At 42.8% G+C, this 16,904-nt stretch carries 14 protein-coding genes; 6 read left to right on the top strand and 8 right to left on the bottom strand.

All coding sequences use genetic code 11. The features are described from left to right. Nucleotides 1–19: 19 nt before the first annotated feature. Together AC30SH_RS03345 and ompA are read right to left on the bottom strand one after the other, a co-directional pair. The gene (locus AC30SH_RS03345; protein WP_021615779.1) at nt 20–601 is read right to left on the bottom strand and encodes a LemA family protein; all 582 of its coding nucleotides are present in this window, start codon (nt 599–601) and stop codon (nt 20–22) included. 102 nt (nt 602–703) lie between these two features. Continuing rightward, nucleotides 704–1,741 carry a porin OmpA gene (gene ompA, locus AC30SH_RS03340; protein WP_212509754.1) on the bottom strand — a complete coding sequence of 346 codons (1,038 nt, stop codon included), beginning with the start codon at nt 1,739–1,741 and terminating at the stop codon, nt 704–706. Nucleotides 1,742–2,174: 433 nt separating this feature from the next. Between ompA and ydiJ the strand changes: the two genes are divergently transcribed. From ydiJ to hemH, 3 genes are read left to right on the top strand one after another with little or no spacing between them, the layout of a single operon-like run. Then, nucleotides 2,175–5,264, top strand: coding sequence for a D-2-hydroxyglutarate dehydrogenase YdiJ (ydiJ, locus tag AC30SH_RS03335; RefSeq protein WP_489582111.1), 3,090 nt, complete (start codon nt 2,175–2,177; stop codon nt 5,262–5,264). Between the two features lie 7 nt (nt 5,265–5,271). Further along, nucleotides 5,272–5,694, top strand: a complete 423-nt coding sequence (locus AC30SH_RS03330; protein ID WP_489582110.1) for a hotdog fold thioesterase — start codon at nt 5,272–5,274, stop codon at nt 5,692–5,694. Then, nucleotides 5,687–6,748: a ferrochelatase gene (gene hemH / locus AC30SH_RS03325; RefSeq protein WP_212509756.1), complete on the top strand. Its 1,062-nt coding sequence runs from the start codon at nt 5,687–5,689 to the stop codon at nt 6,746–6,748. Before AC30SH_RS03330 ends, hemH begins: the two co-directional genes overlap by 8 nt. Before the next feature lie 116 nt (nt 6,749–6,864). Here the strand turns inward: hemH and nagA are convergent, their stop codons facing one another. The 6 genes from nagA to AC30SH_RS03295 form a co-directional block, all read right to left on the bottom strand. After that, nucleotides 6,865–8,010, bottom strand: coding sequence for an N-acetylglucosamine-6-phosphate deacetylase (gene nagA, locus AC30SH_RS03320; protein WP_212509757.1), 1,146 nt, complete (start codon nt 8,008–8,010; stop codon nt 6,865–6,867). Between the two features lie 50 nt (nt 8,011–8,060). After that, nucleotides 8,061–8,864, bottom strand: coding sequence for a glucosamine-6-phosphate deaminase (gene nagB / locus AC30SH_RS03315; RefSeq protein WP_212509758.1), 804 nt, complete (start codon nt 8,862–8,864; stop codon nt 8,061–8,063). 115 nt (nt 8,865–8,979) lie between these two features. Continuing rightward, the gene (nanA, locus tag AC30SH_RS03310) at nt 8,980–9,858 is read right to left on the bottom strand and encodes an N-acetylneuraminate lyase (RefSeq protein ID WP_021615789.1); all 879 of its coding nucleotides are present in this window, start codon (nt 9,856–9,858) and stop codon (nt 8,980–8,982) included. A 13-nt stretch (nt 9,859–9,871) separates the two neighbouring features. Then, nucleotides 9,872–10,744: a MurR/RpiR family transcriptional regulator gene (locus tag AC30SH_RS03305; protein ID WP_212509759.1), complete on the bottom strand. Its 873-nt coding sequence runs from the start codon at nt 10,742–10,744 to the stop codon at nt 9,872–9,874. 8 nt (nt 10,745–10,752) lie between these two features. Continuing rightward, on the bottom strand, nt 10,753–11,631 hold the full coding sequence (locus tag AC30SH_RS03300; protein ID WP_048750301.1) for an N-acetylmannosamine kinase: 879 nt from the start codon (nt 11,629–11,631) through the stop codon (nt 10,753–10,755). Nucleotides 11,632–11,648: 17 nt separating this feature from the next. Further along, nucleotides 11,649–12,350 carry an N-acetylmannosamine-6-phosphate 2-epimerase gene (locus AC30SH_RS03295; RefSeq protein ID WP_109432184.1) on the bottom strand — a complete coding sequence of 234 codons (702 nt, stop codon included), beginning with the start codon at nt 12,348–12,350 and terminating at the stop codon, nt 11,649–11,651. Nucleotides 12,351–12,599: 249 nt separating this feature from the next. On the opposite strand from AC30SH_RS03295, the gene AC30SH_RS03290 reads away from it, so the two are divergent. The 3 genes from AC30SH_RS03290 (at nt 12,600) to AC30SH_RS03280 (ending at nt 16,805) form a co-directional block, all read left to right on the top strand. Continuing rightward, nucleotides 12,600–13,586: a sialic acid TRAP transporter substrate-binding protein SiaP gene (locus tag AC30SH_RS03290; protein ID WP_212509760.1), complete on the top strand. Its 987-nt coding sequence runs from the start codon at nt 12,600–12,602 to the stop codon at nt 13,584–13,586. Between the two features lie 69 nt (nt 13,587–13,655). Beyond that, nucleotides 13,656–15,506 carry a TRAP transporter large permease subunit gene (locus AC30SH_RS03285; RefSeq protein WP_489582109.1) on the top strand — a complete coding sequence of 617 codons (1,851 nt, stop codon included), beginning with the start codon at nt 13,656–13,658 and terminating at the stop codon, nt 15,504–15,506. A 165-nt stretch (nt 15,507–15,671) separates the two neighbouring features. Beyond that, the gene (locus AC30SH_RS03280) at nt 15,672–16,805 is read left to right on the top strand and encodes an N-acetylneuraminate epimerase (protein ID WP_111294904.1); all 1,134 of its coding nucleotides are present in this window, start codon (nt 15,672–15,674) and stop codon (nt 16,803–16,805) included. Nucleotides 16,806–16,904 lie beyond the last annotated feature (99 nt).

The raw sequence follows: 16,904 nt of genomic DNA, 5'->3' as shown, positions 1-16,904 counted from the left end.
GCGCCACCTTGTTGTCCGTTTAGTTAAAATTCACTGTTGGCGCATTTTCAGCACCCGCAACAGATTTGAAATAAGGTTTTTCTTTGAAACCAAAAATCATCGCAACCACTTTGGTTGGGAAAGTACGAATTTTTTGGTTGTATTCACGCGCTGCTTCATTGAATTTATTACGCGCGACATTAATGCGATTTTCGGTACCTTCCAATTGCGCTTGTAAGTTCATAAAGCCTTCGTTCGCACGCAATTCAGGATAATTCTCTACGCTGACCAATAAGCGGGACAACGCAGAACCCACCGCATTTTGATTTTGTTGGAATTGGGTTAATTGTTCTTCCGTTAAATTAGACGGATCGATTTTGGTTTGCGTTGCTTTGGCACGCGCTTCAACAACACCGGTCAAGGTTTCTTTTTCAAAGTTTGCCTGGCCTTTCACAGTATTCACTAAATTCGGGATCAAATCGGAACGACGCTGATAAGTCGATTCTACATTTGCCCACACAGAATTAATTTGTTCTTCCGCAGCAACCAAGCCGTTATAACTTGGAATTAAGGTCATGGCCGCAACAACGGCAACAATAATCAGAACAAGCCATTTTTTCATTTTTTTCCCTTACAATCATTAAACTTAGCTAAAAAACAAAAGACCTAAACATAAGTTTAGGTCTTTTTTATCTTTATCTGAAAATAATTAACAAAACGCTAATTATTTAGTACCGCTAACTGCGATTTCTACGCGACGGTCATCAGCTAAGCAAGCGATAAGCGCTTTACGGCCTTTAACTGCGTCACATTTGTTACCAGTAACTGAGTTTGCTTTACCGTAACCGGTTGCAGAAATAGCGTTTTGAGAAACACCTTTAGCAACTAAGTAGTTAGCTACAGTTTCAGCACGTTTTTGAGATAATTTTTGGTTGTAAGCGTCAGAACCGATACGGTCTGTGTAACCTGCAACTTTAACGTTTGCACTTTTAACTTGTGCGATTTCGCCGTAGATACCATCTAACACGCCTTGTGCTTGTGGTTTTAAGTCAGCTTTGCCGAATGCGAAAGTTACATCAGAGTTTAAGTTGAAAGTTTTGTTTACAACTTCAGGCGCTACAACTGGTGCACCTTGACCGAAACGGTAAGATAAACCTAAAGCTACAGAACCGATATCTGGGGAATAACGAGTATCTGAGTCAACACCAGCTTTTCTTTCAGCTTTACCTAAGTTGCCTACACGGCTAACCCATTGGTATTCAGCACGTAATGCTAATTCAGGAAGAATTGCATATTCAACACCTGCTGCGAATACTGGAGATACTTTTAGGTTGTGGTATTTATAAACATCACTACCATCAGTAACTTTATAATCGCTACGGATTAATGCTGCACCAACGCGACCATAAACATCTAAGTCTGCTAATACCGGGTAGCTGCCTTTAAGCGCTAAAGTAGTACCGTGCGCTGTGTGTCTAAAATATTGTTCACCGTTGGTTTTAGCTTTAGCACGACCGAAATATTCGTAACCTGCTTCAACAGCCAAGTTATCAGTGATTTGATAACCACCGAACACACCGTAAGCTTCAGAGTTACGGCTAACTGTTTGACCTGGTTCATCTTTAAATTGGTTAAGACCGTGATGTACAGATGCCCAACCAGCTTTTGCGCCGGCATAGAAAGTGTCAGCTTGTGGAGCTGCTTGTGCTACTGTTGCTGCTGCTAAACCAGCGATAGCTAATGCGATTGCAGTTTTTTTCATTTTGATGATCCTCTTTAATTTAGTCATCTATTTTAAAACAAGTATCAGCTGATATAGCTGAAAACCGACACAAGAACTTGTGTCACCGTCATCTTAAACCGTTTAACCCTAAAAGTGAAATTTTTTACAATTTCCAGCTTAAGATGTTGTTTCAAATAGGATTGAAGTTTTCCTATTTCTTTTGATGAGAAATATCCAACTCCCCTCAAAAGTTGCGGCATTATCCTACTGAAAGAACATAAAATCAAACAAATAGACATCTTATTGCTTAATTTTTAAGCAATTAAACATTCTTTTTGTCTATTTTGCAACCCCATCCCAATATTTCTTCAATAAATTTAATATTTATCAAATGATTTTCTATGTTAAACTTTGGTTACTTTTTACTCCACCTAATCCCAAACAAACATTAACCAATATAGAGTGGTGCAACATGCTACCCCGCTTAACAAAGATCCCTCAACTTTCTCCATTAGTCAGTGATTATTTAGATACGCTACGATTGCAACATTTTGAAGGAGACATTGCCTCAAGTTATGCCAATCGTCTCAGCCTTGCCACCGACAACAGTGTTTACCAACAACTTCCGCAAGCGATTTTATTTCCGAAAAGCGTTGCCGATGTGGTACGCCTAACCAAACTCGCACAACAGGAACAATACCTTTCTCTCACGTTTACGCCACGTGGTGGTGGCACTGGCACCAATGGGCAATCCATCAATAACAACATTATTGTTGATCTCTCTCGCCACATGACAAAGATTTTAGAACTCAACCTAAAAGAACGTTGGGTACGCGTGCAAGCCGGCGTGGTGAAAGATCAGCTTAATCAATTTCTAAAGCCGCACGGTTTATTTTTCTCGCCGGAACTCTCCACCAGTAACCGCGCCACCTTAGGCGGCATGATCACTACGGATGCGTCAGGACAAGGTTCTTTACAATACGGGAAAACCTCCGACCACGTGCTCGGTTTACGCGCCGTACTCATCAATGGCGAAATTTTGGAAACAAGTGCGGTCAAATCTGACGACGTTTTTCGCTATACAGAAGAAAGCTCTCTCTCTGCCAATGTGAAAAAAATACATCAAGAGATTTTTCAACGTTGTAAAGACAAGCGATCAACAATCCTGAGTGATTTGCCCCAATTGAACCGTTTTCTGACCGGTTACGATTTAAAAAATGTGTTTAATGATGATTTAAGCGAATTCAATTTAACCCGCATTTTGACAGGTTCTGAAGGCTCACTTGCTTTTATTTGCGAAGCCACGTTGGATTTAATGCCGCTACCACAACATCGTACGTTAATTAACATTAAATACAATTCTTTTGATGCGGCATTACGCAACGCGCCTTTTATGGTCAAAGCCAATGCACTTTCCGTAGAAACCGTAGATTCCAAAGTGTTGAATTTGGCAAAACAAGACATTATTTGGCATTCCGTCAAAGAACTGTTAACAGAAGACGCACAACATCCGATTCTTGGCTTAAATATTGTGGAATATGCCGGCAATAATCAGGCATTAATTGAAAAACAAGTGGCGCAGTTATGTGCACAATTAGATCAAAAAATTGCTGAAGGCAAAGATCATATTATCGGCTATCAAGTTTGCGATCATTTGCCGTCCATTGAACGTATTTATGCCATGCGGAAAAAAGCCGTAGGGTTACTTGGCAACGCAAAAGGCGCAGCAAAACCGATTCCTTTTGTGGAAGACACTTGTGTGCCGCCGGAAAATTTGGCGGATTACATTACAGAGTTTCGCGCTTTATTAGATAGCCATAATCTACAATACGGCATGTTCGGCCATGTGGATGCAGGCGTGTTACACGTTCGTCCTGCATTAGATTTATGCGATTTAGCGCAAGTGAAATTATTCAAACAGATTTCCGACGAGGTGGCGGAACTCACCCGCAAATACGGCGGTTTAATTTGGGGTGAACATGGCAAAGGAATGCGCTCGCAATACGGCGAAAAATTCTTTACCCCCGAATTATGGCGTGAATTACGTTACATCAAATTCTTATTTGACCCACAAAATCGCCTCAATCCGGGCAAAATCTGCACGCCGTTAAATAGCGAACAAGAGCTTTATTCGATTTTATCGCCAATGCGAGCCGACCTCGATCGCCAAATTCCCGTTCAAATAAAAGAAGAATTTATCGGAGCCATGAATTGTAACGGTAACGGGCTATGCTTTAACTTTGATGTCCACAGTACCATGTGCCCGTCTATGAAAGTGAGTAAAAATCGTGTCTTTTCACCGAAAGGCCGCGCCGCCATGGTACGTGAATGGTTGCGTTTATTAGCGAATGAGCAAGTTACCCCGGCGCAATTGGATTTCAAACAGTCCACGGTAAAACTCACGGATATTGTGCATAAAATCCAAAACAGCTATCAAAAACGCCGTGGTGAATACGATTTTTCTCATGAAGTGAAAGCGGCAATGGATACTTGCCTGGCGTGTAAAGCTTGCGCGAGCCAATGCCCGATTAAAATTGACGTACCGAGTTTCCGCGCGAAGTTCTTCCATTTTTACCACCAACGTTATCTGCGCCCCATCAAAGATTATGTGGTCTCTAACGTGGAATACATTGCGCCGCTAATGGCAAAACAAGCGAAGCTCTTTAATTATTTTACAGCGACTAAATTTAGTCAAAAAGTGGCGGAAAAATGTTTGGGCATGACAGATTTACCGTTGCTCTCCACGCCAAATCTGCAACAACAACTCATTCAACTTGGTCATCAAAACGCCTCATTAGAGCAATTAGAAAGTTTAAGTGCGGTGGAAAAACAACGTGTTTTGCTTATCGTACAAGATCCTTTCACTTCTTATTATGATGCCAAAGTCGTTGCCGATTTTGTGGCGTTAACCCAAAAACTTGGCTTTAAGTCTGTCATGCTGCCATTTAAACCTAACGGCAAAGCGCAACACATTAAGGGCTTTTTAACCCGTTTTGCAAAAACCGCAAAAAATCAGGCTGAGTTCCTTAATCGTATGGCAAAACTAGGTATGCCTTTGGTTGGTGTGGATCCCGCCATTGTGTTGTCGTATCGTGACGAATATAAAGAAATTCTTGGTGCTGAGCGCGGTAATTTCCATGTGCTGACCGCCCACGAATGGCTCAAGCAACAGTTGGATAATGGTATCTTGTTATCCGCACAAAACACCGAAAAAAACAACCGCACTTTTGAGCCGCATCAGTGGTATTTATTCCCACACTGCACAGAAACGACCGCGATGCCAAACAGTGGCAAAGAATGGCAACACATTTTTGCAGCCTTCGACCAGCAGTTGCAGGTTGAAAGTGTCGGCTGTTGTGGCATGGCAGGCACTTTCGGGCACGAAACCCAGCATATTGAAATGTCGAAAGCCATTTATGAAGCCTCATGGGAGAAAAAGCTGCAAAATAAAGATCCGAACTTCTGTTTGGCAACCGGTTATTCCTGTCGTAGCCAAGTGAAGCGTTTCGCCTATTATCAGCCGAAACACCCTGTACAAGCCTTATTAACTTTATTGAAATAACAACACCATGAGCATTTGGAAGAAACACCTCACGCTACAACAACTAAATGACTTCTGCCAACACTGTGCCGTGGCACATTTAGGCATTGAATTTACCGCACAGGGCGATGATTGGCTGGAAGCCCGTATGTCGGTAGATCACCGCACTACTCAACCCATGGGATTTTTACATGGTGGCATTTCCGCGGCACTTGCGGAAACCGTTGCCTCCACTGCCGGTTTTTGCTGTGTAGAAGCCAATCAAGCTGTGGTTGGTTTAGAAATTAACGCAAGCCATTTACGTCCTGTAAAACAAGGCTATGTTTGCGCTAAATCAAGCCCGATTCGTTTAGGTAAAAATGTACAGGTTTGGCAAATTGACATTCGAGATGCACAAGATAAACTGTGCTGCGTTTCACGTTTAACTCTTTCTATTATTACACATGACTAATTTAAAAATCGGCGTCATTCTTGCCAATTTAGGTACGCCGGACTCACCAAGTCCTAAGGATATTTCCCGTTATTTATGGCAATTTTTAACGGATCCCCGCGTGGTCGATTTGCCGCGTTGTAAATGGTATCCGTTACTTAAAGCCATTATTTTGCCGTTGCGTTCTAAACGAGTCGCAAAAGACTACCGTTCTATTTGGACCGAACAAGGTTCTCCGTTAATGGTGTTCACCGAACAACAAAAACAAGGCTTAATCGACTTCTTCCGACAACAGCAACTGGATGTGGAAATCGAAATTGGCATGACTTATGGCAATCCGTCCATGCCAAGTGCGGTGCAAAAATTAATGGATAAAAAAGTGGAGCACATCATCGTACTCCCGCTTTATCCACAATACAGCAGTAGTACAACAGGTGCCGTGTTCGACTCTTTTGCAGAGGCATTAAAACAGCAACGAGGCATTGTGCCCTTTGATTTTATTCATTCCTATCCGCTCAACCAACATTATATTTCTGCCCTCATTGATTCTTGCAAAGCACGGTTAAAGGCAGATGAGTTTTTACTGTTTTCCTTTCACGGCATTCCGTTACGTTATGAAAACACCGGCGATTACTACCGCACACATTGCCAACAAACCGCAGCCGCGGTGGCACAAGGGTTGGGCTTAAATGAAAAACAATGGGGTTTAACCTTCCAATCCCGTTTTGGTAAAGAAGAATGGTTACAGCCTTATACTGATGAGTTTTTGTCTAACGCTGCAGCACAGGGCATTAAGAAAGTGGCGGTGATTTGCCCGGGCTTTGCTGTGGATTGTTTGGAAACTTTGGAAGAAATCGCTGAGGAAAATAAAGACTATTTCCTTTCTAACGGCGGTGAAAGTTATCAATACATCCCAGCGCTAAACGCCTCTCCAGCACATATCGAAACCTTGGGAAGATTAGTAATTAATCAAATGGCAAAAATGAAGTGTAATAACTGCGCTTCACCAAACATTGCCATTATTCCAACCATTACGGTGCCAACGTCAAACAATCTCAGTAGCCGTTGTCATTAAAAGAAAAATAAAAAAGTGCGGTGGATTTTTGAGGTGTTAAAAACACTTAGAAAATCCACCGCACTTTTGTTTTATAAGGTGCAAATAAACGCACCTTACTATGATTCTTGCTATGATTAATTCGCTTTCCACTCGCCGTTCACAACGGTACCAACGACGTGGTAATCATTCGTGAAGACAGCAAGGTTAGCGACTTTGCCAGCTTCAACGGACCCCAAACGGTCATCTACACCAATGGCGCGTGCCGGATAAAGGTTACTCATGCGAATCGCTTCGGCAAGAGGAATCTCAACATATTCCACCGCATTTTTGATGGATTCCATCATGGTGATAGAAGCACCTGCGATCGTGCCGTTACCGTCATAACAACGTCCTTCTTTCACATAAATGGTTTTCCCCACAAAGGTGAAGGTTTCTAATTCAGGGCCTGCACCGGCAGCCGCTAAAGAATCGGTCACAATACAAAGTTTGTCGCCTTTCACTTTTTTATCCAAACGCACATTGCCAAAATCCACGTGTACGCCGTCCACGATAATGCCGGTATAAACGTCAGAATCCAACACGGCACCTACTACGCCCATGGCACGACCGGAACTGACCGGTGACATCGCATTGTGTAAGTGCGTTGCGAAAGTTGCGCCTTTACGGAAAGCCGCTTTTGCCACGTCATAGGTAGCATTAGAGTGACCGACTGAAACCACGATGCCACTTTTCACAAAATCAGGCGTATAGTTGATGGTTGGGTTTTCCGCGGCAATAGTGAGCTTCGTGATCACATCGGCGTTTTCACACAAGAAATCTTTCATTTCAGGTGAAATTTCACGGATATATTCCGGACGGTGTACGCCTTTTTTCTCTACGCTCAAATATGGCCCTTCAATATGCAAACCCAGTGCTTGGTTTTTATGCTTATTCAAATATTCACGCATAATTTTCACCGCACTTTTAATGCCTTCATCCGGTGCGGTAATAAAGGTTGGTAAGAAACTGGTACAGCCGGATTTCAGGTTGGTTGCTTGCATGATTTCTAAGGTTTCCACGCTGGTTTGGTCGTTGAACATCACACCACCACAACCGTTTAATTGCAAGTCAATAAAACCGGCAGTGAGGTTATGCCCCTCTAAATCAAGGGTCTTAATACCGCTTTCCAATTCGCTTTGTGGAATCACGGCTTCAATGTGTTCGCCATTCACCACCACCGCATAATCCCGAAGGATTTCATCTTTGGTGTAAATGACGGAATTAATTAATGCATATTTCATAATCGTACCTTTAAATAATCTAAAAATTCACCGCACTTTTGCGCTAAACATTACAACACGCTGTGAATGGCGTGACTTTCCAAGTCGGTGAAATATTTCACGGTTTTCACTTTCAATTCTTGCAATGCAGGTTCATCACACACCAACACAAAATGGCGATGTAATTGCAACGCACTCACTGTCCACATATGGTTCACTGCGCCTTCAACTGCGGCTTGCACAGCTAACGCTTTCGCATGGCCGGTAGCCAAAATCATCACTTCTTCTGCGTCTAACAAGGTGCCTACGCCAATGGTTAATGAATATTTCGGCACTTGAGTAATATCGTTATCAAAAAAACGGGAGTTCGCAATAATGGTATCCGGTGTTAAGGTTTTAATACGGGTGCGGGAGCTCAATGAAGAAGCCGGCTCATTGAAGGCAATATGCCCATCTACGCCAACGCCGCCCATAAATAAATGAATTTTGCCATAAGATTTGATTTTTTCTTCGTAACGGCGACATTCTTCATCATGATCGTCCGTATTGCCGTCTAAAATATTGATGTTTTGCGGCTGAATATCAATGTGGCTGAAAAAATTGTTGTGCATAAAGCTGTGATAGCTTTCCGGATGTTCTTTCGGAAGGCCCACATATTCATCCATGTTGAATGTGACCACATGTTTAAAACTCACTTCACCGGCTTGGTTTAAGCGGATCAGTTCTTGGTAAGTTTTAAGTGGCGTTCCGCCGGTAGGTAAACCCAATACAAACGGGCGTTCTTCGGTGGGATTAAAACGATTGATTCTGTCAACGATATGACGTGCTGCCCAACGGCTAACTTGTTGTTCGTTATGTAGAGGGATGAGGCGCATAATAAACTTCCTTTATTGTGACCGCGCTCTCTATATGTGGGGACAGGCATCAAGCCCATCCCTACGAAGTTTGCAATTTTAGACAAGCAAAAGTGCGGTCTCTTTTTCCATTAAATTAGAGATATTTCGCTTTTAATTCTTTTGCTTTGGCTAATTGTGCTTCGGTCGCTTTTGCCGTCATTGGTTCACGACAATAGCCGGCATCCACACCTTCCAATTTCAACAATTCTTTGATGGTTAAATATAAACCATTCGCTAAGATACCTTCGATTAAATCGTTGGTCACATGTTGAATTTCACGTGCTTCAGCCAGTTTGCCTTGTTTGGTCAAGTCAAAAATTTGTCTTGCACGAACACCGTTCACGTTGAATGTACTACCGATAGCACCATCCACACCTAAAGCCACCGCCGGCAACATCATTTCATCGAAGCCGGCCCAAATTAAGTGGTTTGGATACGCTTTTTGTAAACGTTCTAATAAGTAGAAGTCACCTGCAGTGAATTTCACGCCAAGCACTTTCGGGTTTTTGTAAAGTTCGCCAAATTGTTCTACGCCCATGTTTACGCCGGTTAAGAACGGAATGGAGTAAACGATCATGTTGTTACCGGTTTCGGCAATGATGGTGTCGTAGTAGTGTTTGATTTCAGGGAAGCTGAATTTGTAGTAGAACGGTGTTACCGCAGAAAGGCAGTCATAGCCTAATTCAGTGGCATATTTACCTAATTCCACCGCTTCGTGTAAATTCACGCTACCCACTTGTGCGATTAACGCCACTTGGTCTTTTGCTTCATCTTTTGCAATACGGAAGATTTGTTTTTTCTCTTCAGTAGAAAGCATGAAGTTTTCACCGGTAGAACCGCCCACATACAAACCATTGACTTTCATTTTGTCGATATTGTGGCGAATAATTTGGCGTAAGCCTTTTTCATTAATAGAGCCATCTTCATTAAATGACACTAATAACGCACTGAAAATACCTTTTAAATCACGCATTGTTTTCTCCTGTTTAGTATTTAATACGTTGTTCTAAAATGACATTAAGGGTTTTCTCTTTTGTCTGCGTCGCTTTTTCTTGCTCGGCTTGGACTATCAACGCATAAATCAAATCCAAGACAAACAATTGAGAAATTTTCGTACCAATGGAGTCGCCTTGCAGCTTTCCTTGTTTATTACCGTTGACCAACACAAAATCTGCGTGTTCAGTCAAAGGTGAGCGCATGCTGTGGGTCAATGCCACTGTCGTTGCACCGTTGTCTTTTGCAATCTTTAACGCATGTGCGGTTTCTTGCGAATAGCCGGAATGACTGATGCCAATCGCCACATCATTGGGTTGTAACAATGCCGCTTGCATATACATAAAGTGATTGTTACCGCTCGCATCAACCGGAATGCCGATACGCATAAATTTATTTTTAGCATCTTCCGCTGTCACCCCAGAGGTGCCCACACCGAAGATAAAAACACGATTCGCACGTCGAATGAAACGAACCACTAACTCCAGCTGATTCAGATCCAGCAAATCAATGGTTTCATCCATCACCGTATTAATCACGGACTGCAATTTGCGGGCAATTTTTACCGGTTCATCATCTGCGGTAACTTCTGTATCCAATAAACTGTTATCTTTGCCACCTTGCGTTTTAGCCACTTCAATAGAAAACTCCAATTTGAAATCACTAAACCCACGAAAGCCAAGAGTACGACAAAAACGTACGAAAGTGGCTTCGCCCACATCTAAGTAAGACGCCAGCTCGGCTAAAGAGTGTCGCATAACGATATCCGGCGAGCGGTTAATGGCGTCTGCGATTTTCTTCTCCGTTTTCGTTAAACTCTGGTACAAAGAGCTAATGGTATTCAGTACACTGCCGTTTTTTGCCATAAATGCTCCTAACGATTGATTTGAGTGAGTGCCCATGCAGCCGCGCCGATAAGTCCGGCATCTTGCCCTAACTGAGCCGCATCCAACGGACAACGATAAATTTCCGGCATTTGCGCCAAATACTGTTTCACCAAAGGCAAATAGCCCTCAGCCAACCCAACGCTACCGCCAATGACCACGTGTTGTACGTCCATACCAATCACTAAATCCGCCACTAAATTGGCAATCGCTTTTGCTGAACGAGACACAAGTGCGGTCGCTTTTTCATCCATTTTTCTAAAACGGGCAAAGACTTCTTTTGGATCGCAAGGATCGTCCCATTGTTTAGAAACCGCTTCAATGGCACGTCCTGATGCGATGGCTTCCACACAACCGACTCGACCACAACCGCACACAGGACCATTTGGATCCGCAACAGTATGCCCAATATGGCCGGCAATGCCGTTCGGTTCGGTGAGTAATTGGTGGTTTAAAATTAACCCGCCACCTACGCCGGTAGAGACGGTAATAAAAGCAAAGTTTTGAAGGTTATTTTTATCTTGCAGTTGATATTCTGCATAAGTCGCTGCCTGCGCATCATTCAATAAATACACGGGCTTTGACGTATGCTGAGAAATGCTTTGTTTTAGAGGGAAATAAGCCAGTCCGCCTAAATTTTTCGGATTAAGTGCGGTCAATATTCCTTTATTGATGATGCCTGTGGAGGCAACCGCAACATAATCAAATTGCCCCGCATAATCCGAAAGTAATTGTGCGAGCGTTTGATGCATTGCCTCCACCACGTTTTCTTGCGGTGTATGGATTTGTTGACGTTGTGTCACTTGGTTCCCTGACACAATGGCTGAGGCGATTTTAGTTCCGCCGATATCTAAGGCTAAGCAACGCATCATGTTTTCCCTCTTAATTATTTATTTGCAGAATTAACCGCACTTGAGAACCAGCTCACGATATGTTCTAAACGGGTTAACGCAGATCCTACGGTCACAAAATCCGCACCGATCTCAATGGCTGTTTTGGCAAGTTCCGGCGAGTTGTAACGACCTTCTGCCATCACTTTGCAGCCGGCCGCTTTTAAATCTTTCACTAATTGATAGTCCGGTTCATCCGGTACAGCACCACCGGTATAGCCTGACATGGTGCTACCCACAATATCAAAGCCTAATTTTTGACAGTACAACCCTTCTTCTAAATTGGAGCAATCCGCCATGGCAAGACAGCCCATTTCATGAATTTTTTTGACCGCACTTTCAATATCAACAGGACGCGGACGATTGGTGCCATCCACTGCAATGATATCCGCACCGGCATGCGCTAAATCCTCAATGTCTTGTAAAAACGGGGTGATACGTACCGGGCTGTCCGGCAAATCGCGTTTAACAATGCCGATAATCGGTACATTGACTGTTGGACGCGTTGCTTTCAAGTTGTCCACGCCCTCAATACGTAGTCCAGCCGCACCACCGACAACGGAAGCCTGTGCCATGGCGGCAACAATTTCTGGCTTATCCATCGGGCCATCATCGACCGGCTGGCAGGACGCAATCAATCCATTTTGAATTTTGGCAAAAACCTCTTGGTGGGATAATTTGTGTTGAGTGAATGACATAAAAACTCCTATTAATTTGCGGCTGCATTTGGCAGTCATTCTTGTCATTGTGCATTATATGATAACAATACTTCATTTTAAAATATCTTTTTGAAGTGTTTTTCCAATGATGTGATCTACCTCTCATTTCTGAAATAAAACTTCACAATCTATTTGAAAATGATTTTTTTACTTTAGAATGAATACCGAGTTGTAATCTAACTATGTTTCAAAACATCAATTAACTTACTATCATTACAGGAGTAGCTTATGAAACTAGCAAAACTTTTCCTTGCCACTGCAATCGCATTAGGTGTGACTTCCGCTGCTAACGCTGCAGAGTATGATTTAAAATTCGGTATGAACGCAGGTACGTCTTCTAACGAATACAAAGCCGCTGAAATGTTTGCCAAAGAAGTGAAAGAAAAATCTAACGGCAAAATCGAAATTTCACTTTACCCAAGTTCTCAATTAGGTGACGACCGCGCCATGTTAAAACAATTAAAAGACGGTGCGTTAGACTTCACTTTTGCTGAATCTGCCCGTTTCCAATTGTTCTATCCTGAAGCAGCCGTATTTGCATTACCTTATGTCATCACTGACTACAGCGTGGCACAAAAAGCGTTATTCGATACCGCATTTGGTAAAGATTTAATCCAAAAAATGAACAAAGATTTAGGCTTAACATTATTATCCCAAGCCTATAACGGTACACGCCAAACCACCTCTAACCGTGCAATCAACAGCATTGCCGATATGAAAGGCTTAAAATTACGCGTACCAAACGCAGCGACTAACTTAGCCTATGCGAAATACGTTGGCGCATCCCCAACACCAATGGCATTCTCCGAAGTGTATTTAGCATTACAAACTAACTCCGTTGACGGTCAAGAAAACCCATTGGCAACGGTTCAAGCACAAAAATTCTATGAAGTGCAAAAATACTTGGCTATGACCAACCACATTTTGAACGACCAACTTTATCTTGTAAGTAACGAAACTTTTGCTGACTTACCGGCTGACTTACAAAAAGTGGTTCGTGATGCAGCACAAAAAGCCGCAGAATACCACACCAAATTATTCGTTGACGGCGAAAAAGAATTAGTGACTTTCTTTGAAAAACAAGGTGTAACCGTAACACATCCGGATCTCACTCCATTCAAAGAAGCAATGAAACCTTTCTATGCTGACTTTGTAAAACAAAACGGTGCGAAAGGCGAAGAAGCACTTAAACAAATTCAAGCTGTAAGCAAATAATTCTCTTATTCGTGTGCCTGTTTCGGCAGGCACGCTTTTTCTCTCCTTTATTATTCAACGGAGTTGAATATGAAAATCTTTAATAAACTCGAAGAATGGATCGGTGGGGCATTATTCCTCGTGATATTCTGCATTCTTGTTTTGCAAATTCTATTCAGACAAGCTTTCCACTCGCCATTAATTTGGAGTGAAGAACTTGCCAAATTGCTGTTCGTTTATGTCGGTATGCTCGGCATTAGCGTTGCCGTCAGAAAACAAGAGCACGTTTATATCGACTTCTTGACTAACTTAATGCCACCGGCAGTCAAAAAAATCACCAATACATTCGTACAAATCGTGATTTTCCTTGGTGTGATTTTCTTTATCCACTTTGGTATCAAAACCTATTTAGGTGCCAGTTTCCCAATTGATGCGCTAGGCGGTATTTCTGAAAAATGGATCTATGCCTCCTTACCAATCATTGCCGTATTAATGCTCGTTCGCTTCTTCCAAGCGCAAGCAGACAACTTCAAACAAAACAAAAGTTATTTACCGGCAACCTTCTTTATCGTAAGTGCGGTCGTTTTATTAGGCATTTTATTCCTGGCCCCTGACTGGTACAAAGTCCTACGCGTAACCGAATATGTCAAATTTGGCTCCAATGCAGTCTATGTGGCATTGCTCTTCTGGTTAGTCATCATGTTCTTGGGCGTACCGGTAGGTTGGTCATTATTTATCACGACCCTACTCTACTTCTCCATGACCCGTTGGAACGTGGTAAATGCGGCCTCTGAAAAACTCACCATGAGTTTGAATAGCTTCCCACTCCTTGCTGTGCCATTCTATATTCTTACCGGGATTTTAATGAACACCGGCGGTATCACCGAACGTATCTTTAACTTCGCCAAAGCCTTACTTGGCCACTATACCGGCGGTATGGGGCACGTTAATATCGGTGCAAGCTTGTTATTCTCCGGCATGTCAGGTTCTGCACTTGCCGATGCGGGTGGTTTAGGTCAATTAGAAATCAAAGCCATGCGTGATGCAGGTTATGATGATGACATCTGCGGCGGTATCACTGCAGCCTCTTGTATCATCGGTCCATTGGTTCCGCCAAGTATTGCCATGATCATTTACGGTGTTATCGCGAACGAATCCATTGCAAAACTCTTTATTGCCGGCTTCGTACCGGGGATATTAGTCACCATCGCTCTCATGGCAATGAACTACTACGTCTCCAAAAAACGTGGCTATCAAAGAACACCAAAAGCGACCCGTGAAGAACTTTGCACGTCATTCAAAAGAGCATTCTGGGCAATTTTAACCCCATTATTGATTATCGGCGGGATCTTCTCCGGCTTATTCAGCCCAACTGAATCTGCGGTGGTTGCAGCTGCCTACTCCATCATTATCGGTAAATTTGTGTATAAAGAATTAACCTTGAAAATGCTCTTCAACAGCTGTGTGGAAGCGATGTCCATTACCGGTGTTGTTGCATTAATGATTATGACCGTAACCTTCTTCGGTGACATGATCGCACGTGAACAAGTGGCAATGCGTATTGCAGACGTATTCGTTGCAGTGGCGGATTCTCCGTTAATGGTGTTAGTCATGATCAATGCCTTGTTATTGTTCCTCGGTATGTTCATTGACGCCTTAGCATTACAATTCCTTGTATTACCAATGTTAATTCCAATCGCCATGCAATTCGGTATCGACCTTGTGTTCTTCGGTGTTATGACAACCTTGAACATGATGATTGGTATCTTAACCCCACCGATGGGTATGGCGTTATTCGTGGTCGCACGCGTGGGTAACATGTCCGTCTCCACAGTAACGAAAGGCGTATTACCATTCTTAATCCCGATTTTCGTGACCTTGGTATTAATTACCATTTTCCCAAGTATCATCACATTCATCCCGAATTTGTTAATACCTTAGGAACCTAAAAGTGCGGTTGCAAAACGCAGTAAATTTCAACCGCACTTTGCTTACCCAGAGAAATTACAATTGCTAAACCTGTCTAAGCATCAGTAATTTCAAAACATAAAAACCTATTCATGCCGTTTACGAATAGCAAACAATAACTCAAAAACGAGGTTTATTATGAAATTTCAAAAAACAACATTAGCTGCTCTTTTCTTTGCTGCAACCACTTTTGCTGCGACAGCGCAAGCTGCTGCTTATCCTGACTTACCGGTAGGTATTAAAAGCGGTGCCGGTGCATTAATTGGCGATACTGTTTATGTGGGCTTAGGTACAGGCGGTGACAAATTCTATGCGTTAGATTTAAAAACCCCGAACGCGCAATGGAAAGAAATCGCTGCATTCCCGGGCGGTGACCGTAACCAACCGGTGGCTGCGGCTGTTGACGGCAAATTATATGTATTCGGCGGATTACAAAAAAATGAAAAAGGCGAATTACAATTAGTCAACGATGCTTACAGCTATAACCCGGCTGATAATACTTGGAGCAAATTACCAACCCGCTCACCACGCGGTTTAGTAGGCTCTACCGGCGCATCACACGGTGATAAAGTGTATATCGTAGGAGGTTCTAACTTGTCTATTTTCAACGGTTTCTTCCAAGACACTGTTGCAGCCGGTGAAGACAAAGCGAAAAAAGACGAAATCACCAAAGCGTATTTCGAACAGCGCCCTGAAGATTATTTCTTCACAACCGAATTATTAAGCTATGAGCCATCTACCAACAAATGGCGCAATGAAGGTCGCGTACCATTCTCCGGTCGTGCTGGTGCAGCATTTACCATTCAAGGTGATGATTTAGTTGTCGTGAACGGTGAAATCAAACCGGGCTTGCGTACGGCAGAAACTCATTCCGGTAAATTCACTGCGAAAGGTGTTCAATGGAAAAACTTACCTGATTTACCGGCACCAAAAGGTCAAAGCCAAGATGGTTTAGCAGGTGCGATGGCAGGTTACAGCCACGGTCATTACTTAGTCACCGGCGGTGCAAACTTCCCAGGTTCTGTAAAACAATTCAAAGAAGGTATGTTGCATGCTCATAAAGGCTTGAGCAAAGCATGGCATAAAGACATTTACACCCTTAACAACGGTAAATGGAAAATTGTCGGCGAATTGCCTGCAGGTATCGGTTACGGTGTTGCCGTATCTTATGACAACAAAGTATTGCTCATTGGCGGTGAAACAGAAGGCGGCAAAGCGTTAACATCTGTTCAAACCATGAGCTATGACGGCAAACAATTAAAAGTAGAATAATCTTCTTTTAGTATCAATTTAACGGATTAAGTACGCTTGATCCGTTATTTTGTTTTTAACCTGCTTAGCACAACGCCAACAGAGCTGTGATAACTTCAC

The sequence above is a fragment of the Aggregatibacter sp. HK296 genome (assembly GCF_980469475.1).
Note: the sequence above shows the minus strand (reverse complement) of the source record. Positions and strands in the feature narration are given on the sequence as shown.

Bases quoted from the DNA above. Each gene is read 5' to 3' on its own strand.
- ompA (WP_212509754.1), bottom strand. From the start codon at position 1,741: ATGAAAAAAACTGCAATCGCATTAGCTATCGCTGGTTTAGCAGCAGCA.
- nagA (WP_212509757.1), bottom strand. From the start codon at position 8,010: ATGAAATATGCATTAATTAATTCCGTCATTTACACCAAAGATGAAATC.
- AC30SH_RS03290 (WP_212509760.1), top strand. From the start codon at position 12,600: ATGAAACTAGCAAAACTTTTCCTTGCCACTGCAATCGCATTAGGTGTG.
- AC30SH_RS03330 (WP_489582110.1), top strand. From the start codon at position 5,272: ATGAGCATTTGGAAGAAACACCTCACGCTACAACAACTAAATGACTTC.
- AC30SH_RS03305 (WP_212509759.1), bottom strand. From the start codon at position 10,744: ATGGCAAAAAACGGCAGTGTACTGAATACCATTAGCTCTTTGTACCAG.
- AC30SH_RS03345 (WP_021615779.1), bottom strand. From the start codon at position 601: ATGAAAAAATGGCTTGTTCTGATTATTGTTGCCGTTGTTGCGGCCATG.
- AC30SH_RS03280 (WP_111294904.1), top strand. From the start codon at position 15,672: ATGAAATTTCAAAAAACAACATTAGCTGCTCTTTTCTTTGCTGCAACC.
- AC30SH_RS03300 (WP_048750301.1), bottom strand. From the start codon at position 11,631: ATGCGTTGCTTAGCCTTAGATATCGGCGGAACTAAAATCGCCTCAGCC.
- ydiJ (WP_489582111.1), top strand. From the start codon at position 2,175: ATGCTACCCCGCTTAACAAAGATCCCTCAACTTTCTCCATTAGTCAGT.
- AC30SH_RS03285 (WP_489582109.1), top strand. From the start codon at position 13,656: ATGAAAATCTTTAATAAACTCGAAGAATGGATCGGTGGGGCATTATTC.
- nagB (WP_212509758.1), bottom strand. From the start codon at position 8,864: ATGCGCCTCATCCCTCTACATAACGAACAACAAGTTAGCCGTTGGGCA.
- hemH (WP_212509756.1), top strand. From the start codon at position 5,687: ATGACTAATTTAAAAATCGGCGTCATTCTTGCCAATTTAGGTACGCCG.
- nanA (WP_021615789.1), bottom strand. From the start codon at position 9,858: ATGCGTGATTTAAAAGGTATTTTCAGTGCGTTATTAGTGTCATTTAAT.
- AC30SH_RS03295 (WP_109432184.1), bottom strand. From the start codon at position 12,350: ATGTCATTCACTCAACACAAATTATCCCACCAAGAGGTTTTTGCCAAA.